Raw genomic sequence first — 14,361 nt, 5'->3', positions numbered from 1 at the left:
GAAGTGGGATCATATCCTTCTCCGGTACTTTACTGTATATTCGAAAAACCACCCAATAAGAATTGGAAGGTTTTCTTAAAGAAGACCGTTAAGTAATTTTGCCACCAGCCAGATAGAATTTGGAAATGTCCCATGCTGCACCTGTCTCCGGTGTGTCACAGGCGACGACAATTTGTTGGATTTGCATTATTGCATAGAATGTTCCAATTACTAATACACCGCTCGCAGATTCGAGCAACACAAAGAGAGTGCAAACCGCCACCGGCTCGCACTCTTTCTACCTATGTAATACATCCACCGCTAGGAAATAATCCGTATCGGCTCTCCGGATAAATAAGCTCCGATATCTTGCACGATGTCTCTATAAAATGCCTCATAATTGGCTTGTGAAACATACCCGATATGAAGGTAGTTAGCAGATTCGGAAGCGACCGGAATAGATCGTCCTTTGGCAATGGTTCCACTTCAAATACATCCACTGCGGCACCGGCAATCCAGCTATTCTGTAAGGCTTCGGCGAGTGCGGTTTGATCGACGATCGGTGCGCGAGAAGTATTGATCAGAAATGCTGAAGGGCGCATTCGTTTGAGGTCCGCAGCGCCAATCAGTCCTCGTGTCCGGTCGCTCAACACAAGGTGGATCGACACAAAATCACTGTTCTCCAGAAGCTCCTCCTTGGAAGCAGCTAATCTTACTCCTGCCTCGTCCGCGCGTTGCTGCGACAAATTTTGGCTCCATGCCATAACATCCATCCCGAACGCTTGTCCAAACTTCGCGATCTGGCTGCCCAGTTTACCAAGGCCCAGCACACCGAGCGTCTTGCCGTACAAATCTACGCCGATCGTGCTTTGCCACTGACCGCTTCGGATTGCATGATGCTCCTGTACGATATTTCGAGCTAACCCCAGCAACAGAGCCCAAGTAAGTTCGGCTGTTGAATTACCGGCACCTCCCGTACCACATACCGTAATCCCTTTTGATGCGGCTGCTTCTAAATCAATCGAGGCATTGCGCATACCTGTCGTAACCAGCAGCTTCAGGCGAGGAAGTCGGTCCAGCAGAGAGGCTCGAAATGGAGTCCGCTCACGCATCATGACCACAATCTCACAATCAGCGATTAGCTCGACCAGTTCATCCTGTTGATCAATATGCCAAGTAATGTGCTTAACCTCCACCCGATCCAGAATGGGCGACCAATCGGCTGCAGTCAACGCTACTTTCTGATAATCGTCCAGAATTGCACATCGAAGTTTCGTCATCCCCGGCACCTCCTTATATTCGCCAGAAAGTGGAGCAATCTGCTTTATCCATGCGATTAAATTCGATAATTTGCTCCAGCAACTCATAATTTACCGGACTATCCCATCCAATACGAAATAACAGCTTGGTTTGATCATAGCCAGCCTGCTTAATCCGATCAGCAAACTGATTCATCCCCGCTTTCTCAGGAGCAACCGCCAAATGTTGTTTGGATATGCTGAAGCCAATAATAAAAGTGCCATGATCGGTATACATGGGCTGTTTCCATGCGAATTTAGGCTCCAGCCCCGGAAATGTTTTGGCTACCCACTCCAAAACTTCTTCCGTCCGAGCCCGATGCTGCGGGTTTTCAATTCCGTCTAAATAGTCTGCAAAAACCTCCACGCTGTACCCTCCTAGTATAAATAAGCTCAAATCATGTCCCACTCGACATGAAGCAGATAACGTGCCGTCGGCGAAAGCCTCTTGTACGTCTTAACGCGAATGTACTCCTTGGCATTAAGATGTCCCGGTGACATGTCCTCATTCTGCTTCGTTGTTTTACTCTATTAGTATAGGGGATGAGACAACCTTTTGCAGGATTTTATTGGCAAATATCGCTTGCCGATGTTCTGAACAAGAAGTAGAAACATAGGAATAGAAATGGACGCTTTGTGAAGGAGGAGATTCATGTACGCGTTAGCTTGGCTGATTCTGACCGCCGTGCTCGTACTGATCGAGCTGCATACGGGGACGTTCTATTTTCTACTCCTTGCCGCCGCATCCATCCTCACCATGATTACCGCACTTGCCGGTCTCCCGATACTGGTTCAATGCTTCACCTTTGTTGTCGCCATTGCCCTTATGTATATCTTCTTGCTGCCGCTCCTTCGTAAATTGATCCCTTCGACCTCGAAGTCCATGATCCCCCAGCTATCCGATTATTTAGTGGGTCAAGAGGCATTTGTCGTGCAGACCATATCTCCGGATGAGGCCGGTTTGGTCAAGCTTCATGGCGAAATATGGTCCGCGGTTGCTAATGAAAAGATTGAAGAAGGAAATAAAGTTATTGTCGCAGAGGTCCGAGTTACCAAATTAATCGTGACAAAGGAGTAGATGCAGATTGGTCGGCATTATCGTATTTATCGTTATATTGGCCGTAGTCGTTGCCATCGTAATCAAGGGGATTCGCATAATTCCGCAGCAAACCGTTGCGATTGTGGAGAGACTGGGAAAATACAATAAAACGCTTCATGCCGGAGTGAACTTGATTATCCCGGTCATCGATAAGATTCGGCTTCGCCATGATCTTCGTATACATCAAGAAACGGTGCCCTCTCAATCCGTCATAACGAAGGATAATGTTGCGATCGGCATAGAGCTTGCCACGTTCTTCAGTGTTGTTGATCCGAAGCTCGCGACTTACGGCATTGCCAATTACGTTGGAGGTATACATAATATCGTAGCATCAGCGCTGCGCGCGACGATTGGCAAGATGGAATTGGACGAAATCCTCTCCAACCGTGACCGTATCCAAACGGATCTGCGTCTGGTTCTCGACCAGGCATCGGAGAATTGGGGTGTGCGAATCGAGCGCGTCGAGGTGCTGCAATTGGCCATTCCTGCCGATATTCAGAATTCGATGGAGAAACAAATGCGGGCGGAGCGCGAGAAACGTGCTATCATCCTGCAGGCCGAAGGTGAGAAGCAATCCACCGTATTGCGTGCTGAGGCGCAGAGAGCTGCGGTCGTCCTTGCTGCGGAAGCGGAGAAACAGCGTCAGATCTTGGATGCGGAAGCCAAGCAGAAAGCGCAGGAGCTGGAAGCGATCGGAAAGTCGGAAGCCATTAAGCATGTCGCAAACGCGGAACGAGCAAGAATCGAGGCTATTAAAGTAGCCGGTCTGGATGCCCAAATACTCGCCTATAAATCCTTCGAGGCGCTCAGTCAAATGGCGGAGGGTCGAGCTACTACGATCTTTATTCCAACGGACGCCGTGAATGCGCTCGGTTCCGCCGGAATGATCGGTAAAATATTCGATATTACCAATCCCAAATAAATGATGCAGGTACGTTTTCCCCTATTGCGTGTTAAAGGCTACCGATTACAGTCGGCAGCCTTTTTCTATATCCACTTAACGGTATAATGGATCGCATTGCGTAGCATAATATGGAAAAATTGAGGGAGCTGTGACGACTTGATCGCCTCTCGAAATCCTGTTTCCTATCCCCGGGAATCAATCAGCTCCGACTTGGCCGAGAATGAAGCGCTGCTGCGTCAATTATTCGAGCACTGCTTCGACATCATCTTTCAACGGGTTAATTTGTCCGACACTTGCACGATTCTCATGGTTTACGTTGACGGCATGATCGATAAGAACGAAATCAAGTCGCCGCTCTTTCAATCCTGGCTACTAGAGAAAAGCGGTACCCCCGCTGGCAAAGATACGGTCGACTTCCCGATTTTGCAAGAGCATTTTGCCGTCGTACGGCCGATCCGGAACGAAAGCCGTCTACAAGTCATCGTCGAATCGGTCTTGAGAGCATGTCTGGTAGTGATCGTTGAAGGCGAGTCGGAAGCGATTATTCTGGATATGTCCGGCTCCGAGCACCGGGGAGTCGAAGAACCGGCTAACGAGGTGGCCATCCGCGGGCCTAGGGAAAGCTTTACCGAGACCCTTCTAACCAATACAAGTCTCCTGCGTCGAAGAATTCAATCGCCACAACTTAAGTTTGTCTCTGTTACGCTTGGAACGTATTCCAAGACCAAACTCATTATCGCCTACATAGAAGGAAAAGCGCGTCATGACTTGGTGGAACTCGTCAAACAGCGAATGTCCGACATTCAAATGGATATCGTCCTGGAATCCGGTTATATCGAAGAATTCATTGAAGATACATCATTTAGTCCTTTCCCGCAAGTCATGAATACGGAACGCCCGGATATCGTGGCAGCCAGCTTGATGGAAGGAAGAGTCGCGATTCTAACCGATGGAACGCCGCTGGCCTTAATCGTTCCGATCACGTTCTGGACGGCATTTCAAGCCGTCGAGGATTACTATGAACGATTCATCTATGCCACGCTGGTTAGGTGGACCCGATTTATTTTGTTCACTATTTCCTTGTACCTGCCTTCGATGTATGTCGCAATTACGACGTTTCATCCGCAGCTGCTTCCTACGAACTTCTTGCTGAGCATCACGTCAGCTCGCGAAGGCGTTCCGTTCCCGGGCGTCATCGAAGCCCTTCTGATGGAATTTCTGTTCGAAGGCTTACGCGAGGCAGGCGTGCGCCTGCCCAAAGCCGTAGGTTCTGCCGTTAGCATCGTCGGTGCCCTGGTTATCGGAGAAGCAGCGGTCCAGGCGGGAATCGTATCGGCGCCGATGGTCATCATCGTCTCATTAACCGGGATCGCGTCCTTCGCCATTCCCCGTTATAACATGAGCATTCCTTTTCGCATCCTTCGGTTTCCGCTTCTGCTTATTTCCGGAGCGCTTGGCTTGTATGGAATCGCCATGGGGACACTGATTATCTTAGTCCATATGGCGAAGTTGGAGTCGTTCGGAGTTCCCTATTTGTCACCTATCGCTCCTTTCCAGCCGGATCAAATCAAGGACGTTCTCATACGCGTTCCCTGGTGGAAGAAGTTTTCACCAAAAACCTCAATAATCAAAAAAGCTACACGGAGGTAATATGCGGAGCAAACGACCTGGCTTGCTGGCGGCCATCATTTGCCTGCTTCTATTAACCGGATGCTGGGATCGCCGTGAATTGAACGACCGGTTATTCGAGCTCGGTTCCGGCGTAGATTGGCTAGGGGATGGCAAGCTATTGCTGATTGGGCAATTCATGATTCCGACGAAGACCGGAGAAGCTGGCGGTGGCGAGAAACAATCGTACTTTATCGAAACCGGCATCGGAACCACGGTGTCTACCTGTCTATTAGATTTGCAGTTAAAGCTGTCGCGAAAAATAACCCGCGGTCATCGCAATAACATCTACATCGGAGAAGAAATGGCAAAGGTCGGCATCTCGAACCTCATGGACTCGGTAACTCGTGACCCCGACAGCCGGCTCAAATCGGATATATGGGTCGTGAAAGGCGGATCCGCCCTTTCGTTTATGCAAATGTCCTACCCGCTTGAGAAGATGCCTGCTATTGCCCTATCTAAATTAAGACATAGTATTGGCAAGAGAACCGGCAACTCGTTGCTGGAGCTGTTAATCGAACAAAACGTGGAAGGAAGCGGTCCGACTCTTCCTGCCGTTGAAATCATATACGATACGAAACTCCGAAAAAAAACGATTCAATTATACGGACGAGCTATTCTTAACCGTAAGGAGCAATTAGCCGGTTATTTCGATCGATTGGAATCCGTTTACCGATTATGGGTGACCGGCGAAACGGATAACATTCCGGTCACAGTGGTTTTGTCTGACGGTAAAGGTACGTTCAACGCAAATGTCCGAAACCCGAATAATGAGATCCGTACAGCAGTCGAGGACGGTCGAGTGAACATTGAAGTCGACTTGAAAGGCAACGGAGTCGTACTCGAGAGCATTCCGGCATTAGATCTTCGAAATCCCGAACATTTGCGCTTATACGAGACCGAGCTGAACCATCATATCGAAACGGCCGTTTGGAATGCGATTCAAAAAGCACAAAAGCAGTTTAAAGTGGATGTGTTCCATTTTGGAAAAGCGCTCAATCGACAGCATCCCGAAGATTGGGCTGCATTGAAATCCAACTGGGAGCAAGCGTTCTCCGATGCGAAAGTTACCGTTCATTCGCATGTGAAACTTCGGCGAATTGGGCTCCAAGGGCCGCCTCCCAATATTGAATAATCCGTAAGGAGCTCTAAGATGAAGCTGACGAAATATCAATTGTTCTGGCTGTTGTTCTCGATGGAGGTCGGCATGACGCTCATGCTGACACTCAGTCCGACTTTCAAAGCGGCCAAGCAAGGCGCACCGCTGGCCATCCTATTGGCTATTCTGGCTTCCTTGCTTGTTACCTATATCGGGGTAAAGCTAAGCCTTCTCTATCCAGAGGATACGTTCGTCGAATTTGTACCGAAAATTATAGGGAAATGGTTAGGCAAGACACTTATATTCGTGTACCTGCTTCTGTGGATTGCCGTAGCCGGCTTCATCCTGCGACAATACGCGGACTTCGTTCATATGGCCTTGTTCGTGCTGACTCCATTATGGGTCATCATCTTATTTATCTTGTTAGTCATCCTGTATGCGGTACACGGTGGCATCCATATCGTCGGACGCTGCAGCGAGGTCATCGGACCTCTCATCCTCTTTAACATCCTATTGTTCAGAATCCTATCTCTTAAAGATTTGCACCTGGATCGTCTCCTCCCGCTCAAACCCACAGAGGGCTGGATCCCGGTGATAACAGGGAGCGCACCGGCGGCTTCGTTCATGAGCGAATCGGTCATGATCGTGATGCTGGTTGCCTTTCTTACGGATAAAGGGAAGGCGGTATCCTCCGGTTTATGGGGTGTAGGGATCGCCGGATTCATCCTACTGAACAGTGTCGTCGACTTATTGATGATATTAGGCAATACCGTTCCGGGCAAGCTGGTTTACCCTGTCTATTCCATCAGTCAATACATTTCCGTCATGGAGTTTGTTCAAAACCTCGATATTTTCTTGGTTGTCGGGATGAGCTTCACCGTTTTCATCAAAGTCAGCATCTATATGTTCATGGCAAGCTACGGGACTGCTCAATTGTTTCATTTTCGCAAATGGCGGTATTTGCTTTGGATCGTCGGTGTTCTCGTATTTGCAATTGCGCTGTTTCCTCGTAATGTGGACGAATCCCAAATCGACTTCTCCGGCTTCTGGAAAAATGTCGTTTTTCCCATCTTCCTTATCGGTATCCCGCTGCTGTTATGGATGATCGGCAGCATTAGAAAACGTATGTCCAAGATTTAAATAAATCAATCGGAGGAGTCTTTAAGAGTTACCTGCATCGTCCAAGAAGTCCCACACATCCCCCAATACTCAAATCCAAGCTTTTCATACATATAAACCGCTGCTTGATTGTCTGGGTCGACGCTCAAGGAAAGAGACTTATAGCCGTCAAACTTAGCTAGCAGCATGATCTCGTTTATTAGCCGGCTACCAATGCCCTGTCCTCTGACATCAGGCAGTACTGCGATTCCTAATTCAGGTGTATCACAATCAACGAATCCGTAGCCTTTCTCCGTTTCATCGAATAAACGAAACCAAACTGCGCCGACTGCTTTCGTATCGTCCCATGCGATTAAAGCTCGATCCCCTCTTCTGCCCCACCCCTCGCTGTATTTCTTGATTGCAGGTACATTCAGAAGCTCGTGTTTAGGCGGCTTGCCTTCCGGAATATGAATCGACTCATAATGCATATCCATCAGAAACTCAAAATCATCCTGCTCCATAGGTCTCACTGTAATCATCTAATCACCCTTTATGGCTTATTTAACCTCGTCCGTGCAAAAGCTTCCCGATAAGCCGTCGGCGTCACGCCGGATAATCGTTTGAACCATTTGGCAAACTGTTTGTCATCATGGATGCCTACCTGTACAGCCACTTCTTTGATATGCAGCTTCGAGTCTGCGAGGATCTCCTTCGCGGTCTCCAGCTTGATGTGGTGGATATAGGTAAGAAGACCGGAACCGAATCTCTGCTTGAACATCCGAGAGAGATAATCTTTGTTATAGCCCAGATGAGCTGCAATCCGCTCAACGGAAATATCGCGATCCAACGCGTGAAGGCGCGTCCACTCCAGCAGTTGCGGAAGCCTCGGGTCCATCGCTTCCAGTTCATTCGAATGCTCTAGCTGCTCCGCCAATTCAATCAGCAGGCAGGTCAGAAAATAGTCCCCCGCTCGCGGAATCCGGTAGCCGCCATTGGCAGCATGAAGTAATTGCCGGGCTAATATATGGACCCGGCTTTGATTCGAGCATTCCGCATAACGAGGTACGGAGCGTAACGGTTCAGTCCCCAGCGTTTCGGGCAGATGAAAATGAAACCAATAGAAAGACACCCCCGGCGAAGACAGCCGGTACCCGCGATGTCGCTCTCCGGGCATCAGGAATAGGATATCCCCTGCTTTCACCTCATACATCAGACCATCGGCTTCCATGAACACCACTCCGGAAACGCCAATAATCAGTTCATAATCATATATCGTCCGATCCATATGAGACCATGTTTCATCGGACATAAACTGACCGCCCATTACCAGACGGTAAGGTTCATGTAAATAAAGCGGAAGCAATCGTCAGCAACTCCTATCTTGGCGAGTTCATTGAAATGAAGTCAGTTTTTGACACCTAATCTACTAGTTCGTCTACCGACAGCCAATTCCCTCTTCCATTATGATAGATTTGCAAGTTCAACTAAAGGAGCGAAACCACCTATGAATACCGAGCATAGTCTTGCCTCTTCTTCACCACTAGATCTTCGTGCCGTTCATATCCAAGATCAATATTGGTCTTCTTTCGTAAATCTCATTCGAGATACGGTCCTTCCCTATCAATGGGAAGCGATGAACGATCGAATTGAATCTGCGGAGCCCAGCCACGTGATACGCAACTTTCGTATAGCTGCAGGGCTGGAAGCAGGAAACTTCGGAGGTTTTGTTTTTCAAGATACGGATATCTACAAATGGCTGGAAGCTGTCGGTTACTCCCTTGCAGTTACACCGGATGCGGATCTGGAGCTTATTGCCGACGAGGCGATCGCGCTAATTGCCTCCGCCCAACAGGAAGACGGTTATTTGAACACCTACTTCGCGATTGCCGAGCCTGGCAATCGTTGGACCAATTTGATGGACTGCCATGAAATGTACACGGCCGGCCATCTTATCGAAGCAGCCGTAGCCTATTATCAAGGAACCGGTAAGTCGGCTCTGCTGAGCGTAGCCAAGCGATTGGCCGATCATATCGATGGCCAATTCGGGGATGATCCGGGTCAGCTGCGCGGATATGATGGACATCAGGAGATCGAACTGGCACTCGTCAAGCTCTATGAAGTCACCGGAGAAGAGAACTATTTGAAGCTGGCCAGCTTCCTCATTGAAGAGCGCGGGCAACAGCCGAATTACTTGGTAGAGGAATGGGAGAAACGCGGTCGAATCAGCCATTGGTCACCTGGAGTTGTGCAGAATAACCATCAGGATCTGCGGTATTTGCAAGCCCATAAGCCGGTACGCGAACAAGAAGCAGCAACAGGTCATGCGGTTAGAGCGGTCTACATGTACGCCGCAATGGCCGATCTTGCTCTTCATCTGGGAGATGAAAGTTTATTGGCTGCATGCAAGCGGTTATGGAGCAATGTAGTGCACAAGCAAATGTATATAACCGGAAGTATCGGTTCAACGCATCACGGCGAAGCGTTCACGTTCGACTACGACTTGCCCAATGACACGAACTATTCCGAGACCTGCGCATCGATCGGACTAATCTTCTTCGCAAGAAGAATGCTGCAGTTGGAACCAAGCGGCGAATACGGTGATGTGATGGAACGTGCACTCTATAATACGGTTACGGCAGCGCTGGCTATCGACGGAAAGAGCTTTTTCTACGTCAATCCACTTGAAGTGTTTCCTGCTGCAGGAAGAGGAAATCCAGGCAAACATCACATTAAGTCCGTCCGGCAAAAATGGTTTGCTTGCGCCTGCTGCCCGCCGAATATATCGCGCCTTCTCTCCTCACTCGGGCAGTACATCTTCACTTCCGGTCCGGATGTGCTCTACACCCATCTGTATATCGGTACAGATACGACGAATCTAACGCTAGCCGGTCGCAATGTCAGCCTTAGACTCGAGAGCGGCTTACCTTGGAATGGCCATGTTCGTCTTCGCGTGGCATCGGCGGCTGGAAATGGCGTCTTCAGCATTGCCATGCGCATTCCGTCATGGTCGGACCAAACCGCTTTCACCTTGAACGGCAGTCCTGTAGAACCTGAAATCCGTCAAGGCTACGCCTACTTGACTCATGACTGGCAAGAAGGCGATGTCATCTCCCTAGATCTCGACATGGAACCTAAGCGCATCTATGCCCATCCGAACGTTCGCGCTAATGCCGGCCGAGTAGCTTTGCAGAGAGGACCTCTCGTGTATTGTTTTGAGGAAATGGACAATGGTTCATCCCTGCCCAATCTCATTCTTCCTGCAGACGCTGACATTCGTCTCGTCCATATTGGTAATTCCGTTGCGCTCCATGCCGAGGGGTTTCGCCAAGAAGATTCGGACCCGGCAAACGCGTCGCTCTACAGGACCTCATCGCTGAAGCTTGAGAAACAGAGTATCTATGCGGTTCCTTATACGCAGTGGGGTAATCGCAAGCCGGGGGAAATGCTGGTTTGGATTCGTGAATAAGCCGCGATTACGCGGCTTTTTTTTGCTCAAGTTTTATTTATTTCGGTTGCTGTGCGAGTGAATGTCCTCTGACTAGGCTAACGAGCAAAAAAAGGAGCGGCAAACCTACGATAAATATGGGGAAAACATATAAGATCCAAACGTATTTCGCATAATCCAGCATCCCTACAATGTTTGCAGGCACGAGTGAGATCGTGAATATGAGAATAGCCGCAAATAGGATTACGTTCCGCCAGTTCTTGATGCCAAGCAGCTGCGCGGTTCCATAACTGTTAATGAATAAGTAAATCGCCAACTTTACGAAGACGCTGAAGATCCAGATGAACATGATCCAAACATCCATGTTTTGCACAAACTCCAGATAATTAATGAATCGGACCATGCTGAAGTACGGGAATATTAAGGTTGAACCGATATTGGCTCCGAACGTCATAATGACCATAATTGCCGTCATAACGGCGATCACGGATGGAACGAAAATCGCAAGCAGCGTTGGCTTAACCATCTTTTGCGAGTTTGCGATAAAGGGGGTTAACATCATGATCATCATAGACTCCCCTAGAAACGACGCGTTCACAAAAGAACCCATCAATATAGACTGTATCCCGGTATCTGCGTAGATAGGTAATATAAGAGACGGATGCAGATTCGTTAAGTTTAAGCCGAATGTAATGATGATGCCTACCAGAAGCAACGGTCCGGCCATTTCGCTAAAACGAGCGATCGCTTCGATGCTTCCGGCGTAATTGATATATACCATGGCAGCGACCATTAGCGATGCGATAACCCAAATCGGCGTATTATGAAATAGAAACTGCTTGATAAACAACGAAAAAATACGCAAGATATCGGACGAAACGGAAAACCACATCAAAATATACAATACAGCGATCAGCTTTCCGATCCACTTCCCAAACAGCTTTTGGGCAAACTCCACCAAGGTATGCGAAGAATGCCTTTGCGACACTCGAAGACAAATCAGGGTCACGAATAAGCCGATGACCCCAGCCACTACCAGCGATATCCAGGCGTCCTGTCTGGCAATCTCGATCGAAGGAGACACCGTAAGCCAAATACTCATTGAAATTTCTAAAGTGGTGAACATCCAAAACAACTGCCAAGGAGAAATCTTCACTTTCTGTCTCCTATTCCCGGGACTCGTCTTCCTATTGCCCCCGTATTCTGGATTTTCAATTTCACGGTAACCGATACCTCCGCTGCAGGGAACAGTTGATCCCATCTGTTCTTGATTTCTTTCCACCGGTAAGGGTGTTCTCTGTGAACCTCTTCTCCGAAACCAAACACGTCTTGTCCGAACTGTTGCTGCAGTTTCTTAATGGTTGCCTCAACTTGTTTGGCTTTCATTTCATTTAATTTACGCTCTAAGGGAACGCGTTCCGAGGTTACCGAAATGTCGATATTCGTGTTGTTTTCAAGCATTCTTCCGGTCCCTGCCAGCTTTACGTACACTTTAAGTTTATTTCCTTCGAATTCGGTACGAATGGTTTTCCTTAAGTTGGTTTCGAATAAAGATACGCTTCCTTCCCCCGTTTGGAGCGAAATAAATTGATTTTTCAATACGCCTTTAACCCAGAACAACTCCAGCGATTCTCTACCCGACACTTCTCCTACCATCTGCAAATGACGATTAAAAATGGCAACCGATTTCACTTCGATGATTTTACCTTTCTCCAGCTCATTATTCGGTGATGTCTCTACCATCGGCATGGCGGGGCGGATCCCGTCACGTCCCACATCAAGTAAGACATCCCGTAAAGCAGAGTCTCCTAAACGGCAATACCGGTCTTGATCTACGGCTACAATGGCAGAAAACTGATTAAAAGGGCTGTTGATTTTTAATATATCGCTCCCTTTTCCGTTATTTGCGACAAATATATCCGTGCGCATGCGCGTATCGGTATTTCGCGTAAATTGATCCATGATATCAATTATCCCTTTACGCGCAAGCTTCTCTCCGATGAAAATCGACCTGCGATGTCCAAGAAAAACCTTACGGGGCAGCTTATCTTGAATTTGTTGTTCCAAATCTACGATCGAAGAACCCGTCGTAGTCAGAACAATATTTGCCCGATGCTGGCTGCCGCCCCCTCTCCCCTTGAATTCAGCGGGAACTGCGATCTGAGCACTTTTTTGCAGGATCCCCTCCTCCGATAAATCCAGAGCGGTTCCAATCCAGAAGGCATATTCGTTAATTTCATTCCGATCCCAACATCCGGAGATGAGGATTGTCACTAGCAACAAAGACAATAAACCTATTTTCCTCATTATTTTCGTTGCGCCGGTACGAATCGTTTATTTAATCGTATTAGCGTGTCCTTCCACATATTTTTTCCGATTGGAGATACAGGTTTTAAGTAAGGAACCCCGAATGACTTTAGGGTTACAAGATGGATCATGATGAAGATGACGCCGATGGCGACACCATACAGCCCCAGGAAACCGCCTACGATTAGAAGCGGAAACCGCAGCATGCGAAACGGCAAAGCCAAACTATAGCTTGGGAAAGCAAAGGAAGCAATGCCGGTCCCTGCCACGATCATTACAATAGGAGCCGATATAAAGCCCGCTTGGACAGCTGCTTCTCCGATCACCAACGCGCCTACAATACTCACTGCTGAACCGATGGCTTTAGGTAACCGCAGACCGGCTTCCCGCAGTCCTTCGAACATCAATTCCATCAACAAGGTTTCGATTACGGTCGGAAACGGAATTCCTTCTCTGGAAGCGGAAATGCTCAGCATCACGGCAAGCGGAATCATCTGGGGATGGAACGTCGTAAGCGCAACGTATACGGAAGGAAGTAAACAAGACAACATGGCCAGCAAGAGTCGTAAAATTCTGACCGCCGAGACGTAGATGAAACGTTCATAATGGTCCTCCGCTGCTTGAAAGCCTGACCAGAATGTCATCGGCAGCAGCAATGCGTTCGGAGATCCGTCCACGATAATGGCAACTCTGCCAGCCAATAGACTCGAGGCTACAGTGTCCGGACGTTCCGTATTTTGGATTTGCGGGAATAGGGAAAAGGACCTGTCCTCGATAAATTCTTCAATATATCCGGAGTCGAGCAACTGATTCGTGTGGAAAGCTTGAAGTCTGTTTCTGACCTCTTGCAGCAGTTCTGGCTTGACCTTCTCTTCGATATACGCAACGACAAAATCCGTATTGGTTAATTCGCCTGCTTGATGCATTTCAAACTTTAATGTCGGGTGACTGATTTTTCTTCGAATCATGCTTAAATTTGTTTTGAGGTCTTCGGTAAATCCTTCACGCGGACCGCGAATGGAGGCTTCATTTGACGGTTCATCTATCGCACGTTGTTTGTAATTCGTCAGTTCTGCCATATAGGCAAAAGGCTTGCCGTCTATAAATATGGCCGTGCTCCCTTTTAAAATTTTTGCTGCAATTTCTGAAAAGTGAACAACGATTTTATATTGTGTCAGCCGATCAAAATCACGGCTTATCATGCATGCCGAAATAATTTGTTCCAATCTATTTGAATCAGTCAGTTCTTCGATATAAACGAGTAGAATATTGGATTGATCCGTGAGCTTTAAAGGTCTAAATACGATATCCGCACAATTATCAAAAATATGGCGTAATGCATCATAATTAAGGTCCACACTTTCATTCACATCGACTGAAAAGTTTGGCTCCATGCTTTTTCCACCTCCTTCCAAACCTCGGTTTTATCATGTGAGCATTTGGATTTCCTTATTCAAGAAA

Annotated in this window: 13 protein-coding genes; 6 read left to right on the top strand and 7 right to left on the bottom strand. The window is 48.0% G+C overall.

Annotated elements, in window-relative coordinates; genetic code table 11:
- Positions 1 to 281: 281 nt before the first annotated feature.
- Positions 282 to 1,259 (bottom strand): D-2-hydroxyacid dehydrogenase family protein, encoded by a 978-nt coding sequence (locus I8J30_RS15280; protein ID WP_240548087.1) that lies wholly within the window; start codon positions 1,257 to 1,259, stop codon positions 282 to 284.
- Between the two features lie 13 nt (positions 1,260 to 1,272).
- Positions 1,273 to 1,644, bottom strand: coding sequence for an iron chaperone (locus I8J30_RS15275; protein WP_210659054.1), 372 nt, complete (start codon positions 1,642 to 1,644; stop codon positions 1,273 to 1,275).
- A gap of 285 nt (positions 1,645 to 1,929) precedes the next feature.
- Here I8J30_RS15275 and I8J30_RS15270 point away from each other — a divergent pair, with 285 nt between their 5' ends.
- The 5 genes from I8J30_RS15270 to I8J30_RS15250 all read left to right on the top strand — a co-directional run bounded on the left by I8J30_RS15270 (position 1,930) and on the right by I8J30_RS15250 (position 7,187).
- The gene (locus I8J30_RS15270) at positions 1,930 to 2,355 is read left to right on the top strand and encodes an NfeD family protein (RefSeq protein WP_210659052.1); all 426 of its coding nucleotides are present in this window, start codon (positions 1,930 to 1,932) and stop codon (positions 2,353 to 2,355) included.
- A 7-nt stretch (positions 2,356 to 2,362) separates the two neighbouring features.
- Positions 2,363 to 3,298, top strand: coding sequence for an SPFH domain-containing protein (locus I8J30_RS15265; RefSeq protein WP_210659050.1), 936 nt, complete (start codon positions 2,363 to 2,365; stop codon positions 3,296 to 3,298).
- Between the two features lie 138 nt (positions 3,299 to 3,436).
- The gene (locus I8J30_RS15260; RefSeq protein WP_210659047.1) at positions 3,437 to 4,930 is read left to right on the top strand and encodes a spore germination protein; all 1,494 of its coding nucleotides are present in this window, start codon (positions 3,437 to 3,439) and stop codon (positions 4,928 to 4,930) included.
- Position 4,931: 1 nt separating this feature from the next.
- A complete protein-coding gene (locus tag I8J30_RS15255) occupies positions 4,932 to 6,083 on the top strand; it encodes a Ger(x)C family spore germination protein (protein ID WP_210659046.1) in 1,152 nt (383 codons plus the stop codon).
- Positions 6,084 to 6,101: 18 nt separating this feature from the next.
- Positions 6,102 to 7,187, top strand: coding sequence for a GerAB/ArcD/ProY family transporter (locus tag I8J30_RS15250; RefSeq protein WP_210659044.1), 1,086 nt, complete (start codon positions 6,102 to 6,104; stop codon positions 7,185 to 7,187).
- A 5-nt stretch (positions 7,188 to 7,192) separates the two neighbouring features.
- On the opposite strand, the gene I8J30_RS15245 is transcribed toward I8J30_RS15250, so the two are convergent.
- Both I8J30_RS15245 and I8J30_RS15240 read right to left on the bottom strand, forming a co-directional pair.
- Positions 7,193 to 7,687, bottom strand: a complete 495-nt coding sequence (locus I8J30_RS15245) for a GNAT family N-acetyltransferase (protein WP_210659042.1) — start codon at positions 7,685 to 7,687, stop codon at positions 7,193 to 7,195.
- A gap of 11 nt (positions 7,688 to 7,698) precedes the next feature.
- The gene (locus tag I8J30_RS15240; protein WP_210659040.1) at positions 7,699 to 8,511 is read right to left on the bottom strand and encodes a helix-turn-helix domain-containing protein; all 813 of its coding nucleotides are present in this window, start codon (positions 8,509 to 8,511) and stop codon (positions 7,699 to 7,701) included.
- Positions 8,512 to 8,652: 141 nt separating this feature from the next.
- Here I8J30_RS15240 and I8J30_RS15235 point away from each other — a divergent pair, with 141 nt between their 5' ends.
- Complete coding sequence (locus I8J30_RS15235) at positions 8,653 to 10,614, top strand: glycoside hydrolase family 127 protein (protein WP_210659038.1); 1,962 nt, start codon at positions 8,653 to 8,655, stop codon at positions 10,612 to 10,614.
- A gap of 37 nt (positions 10,615 to 10,651) precedes the next feature.
- On the opposite strand, the gene I8J30_RS15230 is transcribed toward I8J30_RS15235, so the two are convergent.
- The 3 genes from I8J30_RS15230 to I8J30_RS15220 are packed head-to-tail and all read right to left on the bottom strand — an operon-like array spanning position 10,652 to position 14,294.
- Positions 10,652 to 11,749, bottom strand: a complete 1,098-nt coding sequence (locus tag I8J30_RS15230) for a GerAB/ArcD/ProY family transporter (RefSeq protein WP_210659036.1) — start codon at positions 11,747 to 11,749, stop codon at positions 10,652 to 10,654.
- Complete coding sequence (locus I8J30_RS15225) at positions 11,746 to 12,882, bottom strand: Ger(x)C family spore germination protein (protein WP_210659034.1); 1,137 nt, start codon at positions 12,880 to 12,882, stop codon at positions 11,746 to 11,748. Before I8J30_RS15225 ends, I8J30_RS15230 begins: the two co-directional genes overlap by 4 nt.
- 17 nt (positions 12,883 to 12,899) lie before the next feature.
- Positions 12,900 to 14,294: a spore germination protein gene (locus I8J30_RS15220; RefSeq protein ID WP_210659031.1), complete on the bottom strand. Its 1,395-nt coding sequence runs from the start codon at positions 14,292 to 14,294 to the stop codon at positions 12,900 to 12,902.
- Positions 14,295 to 14,361: the final 67 nt, after the last annotated feature.

Origin of the sequence: Paenibacillus lignilyticus (genome assembly GCF_017942085.1) — a bacterium.
GTDB classification, from domain to species: Bacteria; Bacillota; Bacilli; order Paenibacillales; family Paenibacillaceae; genus Paenibacillus_Z; species Paenibacillus_Z lignilyticus.
This window is presented reverse-complemented; position numbering and strand designations above follow the sequence as displayed.

What these genes read in the sequence shown, in the direction of transcription:
- I8J30_RS15280 (WP_240548087.1), bottom strand. Translation starts at nt 1,259, where the DNA reads ATGACGAAACTTCGATGTGCAATTCTGGACGATTATCAGAAAGTAGCG.
- I8J30_RS15255 (WP_210659046.1), top strand. Translation starts at nt 4,932, where the DNA reads ATGCGGAGCAAACGACCTGGCTTGCTGGCGGCCATCATTTGCCTGCTT.
- I8J30_RS15245 (WP_210659042.1), bottom strand. Translation starts at nt 7,687, where the DNA reads ATGATTACAGTGAGACCTATGGAGCAGGATGATTTTGAGTTTCTGATG.
- I8J30_RS15235 (WP_210659038.1), top strand. Translation starts at nt 8,653, where the DNA reads ATGAATACCGAGCATAGTCTTGCCTCTTCTTCACCACTAGATCTTCGT.
- I8J30_RS15270 (WP_210659052.1), top strand. Translation starts at nt 1,930, where the DNA reads ATGTACGCGTTAGCTTGGCTGATTCTGACCGCCGTGCTCGTACTGATC.
- I8J30_RS15250 (WP_210659044.1), top strand. Translation starts at nt 6,102, where the DNA reads ATGAAGCTGACGAAATATCAATTGTTCTGGCTGTTGTTCTCGATGGAG.
- I8J30_RS15220 (WP_210659031.1), bottom strand. Translation starts at nt 14,294, where the DNA reads ATGGAGCCAAACTTTTCAGTCGATGTGAATGAAAGTGTGGACCTTAAT.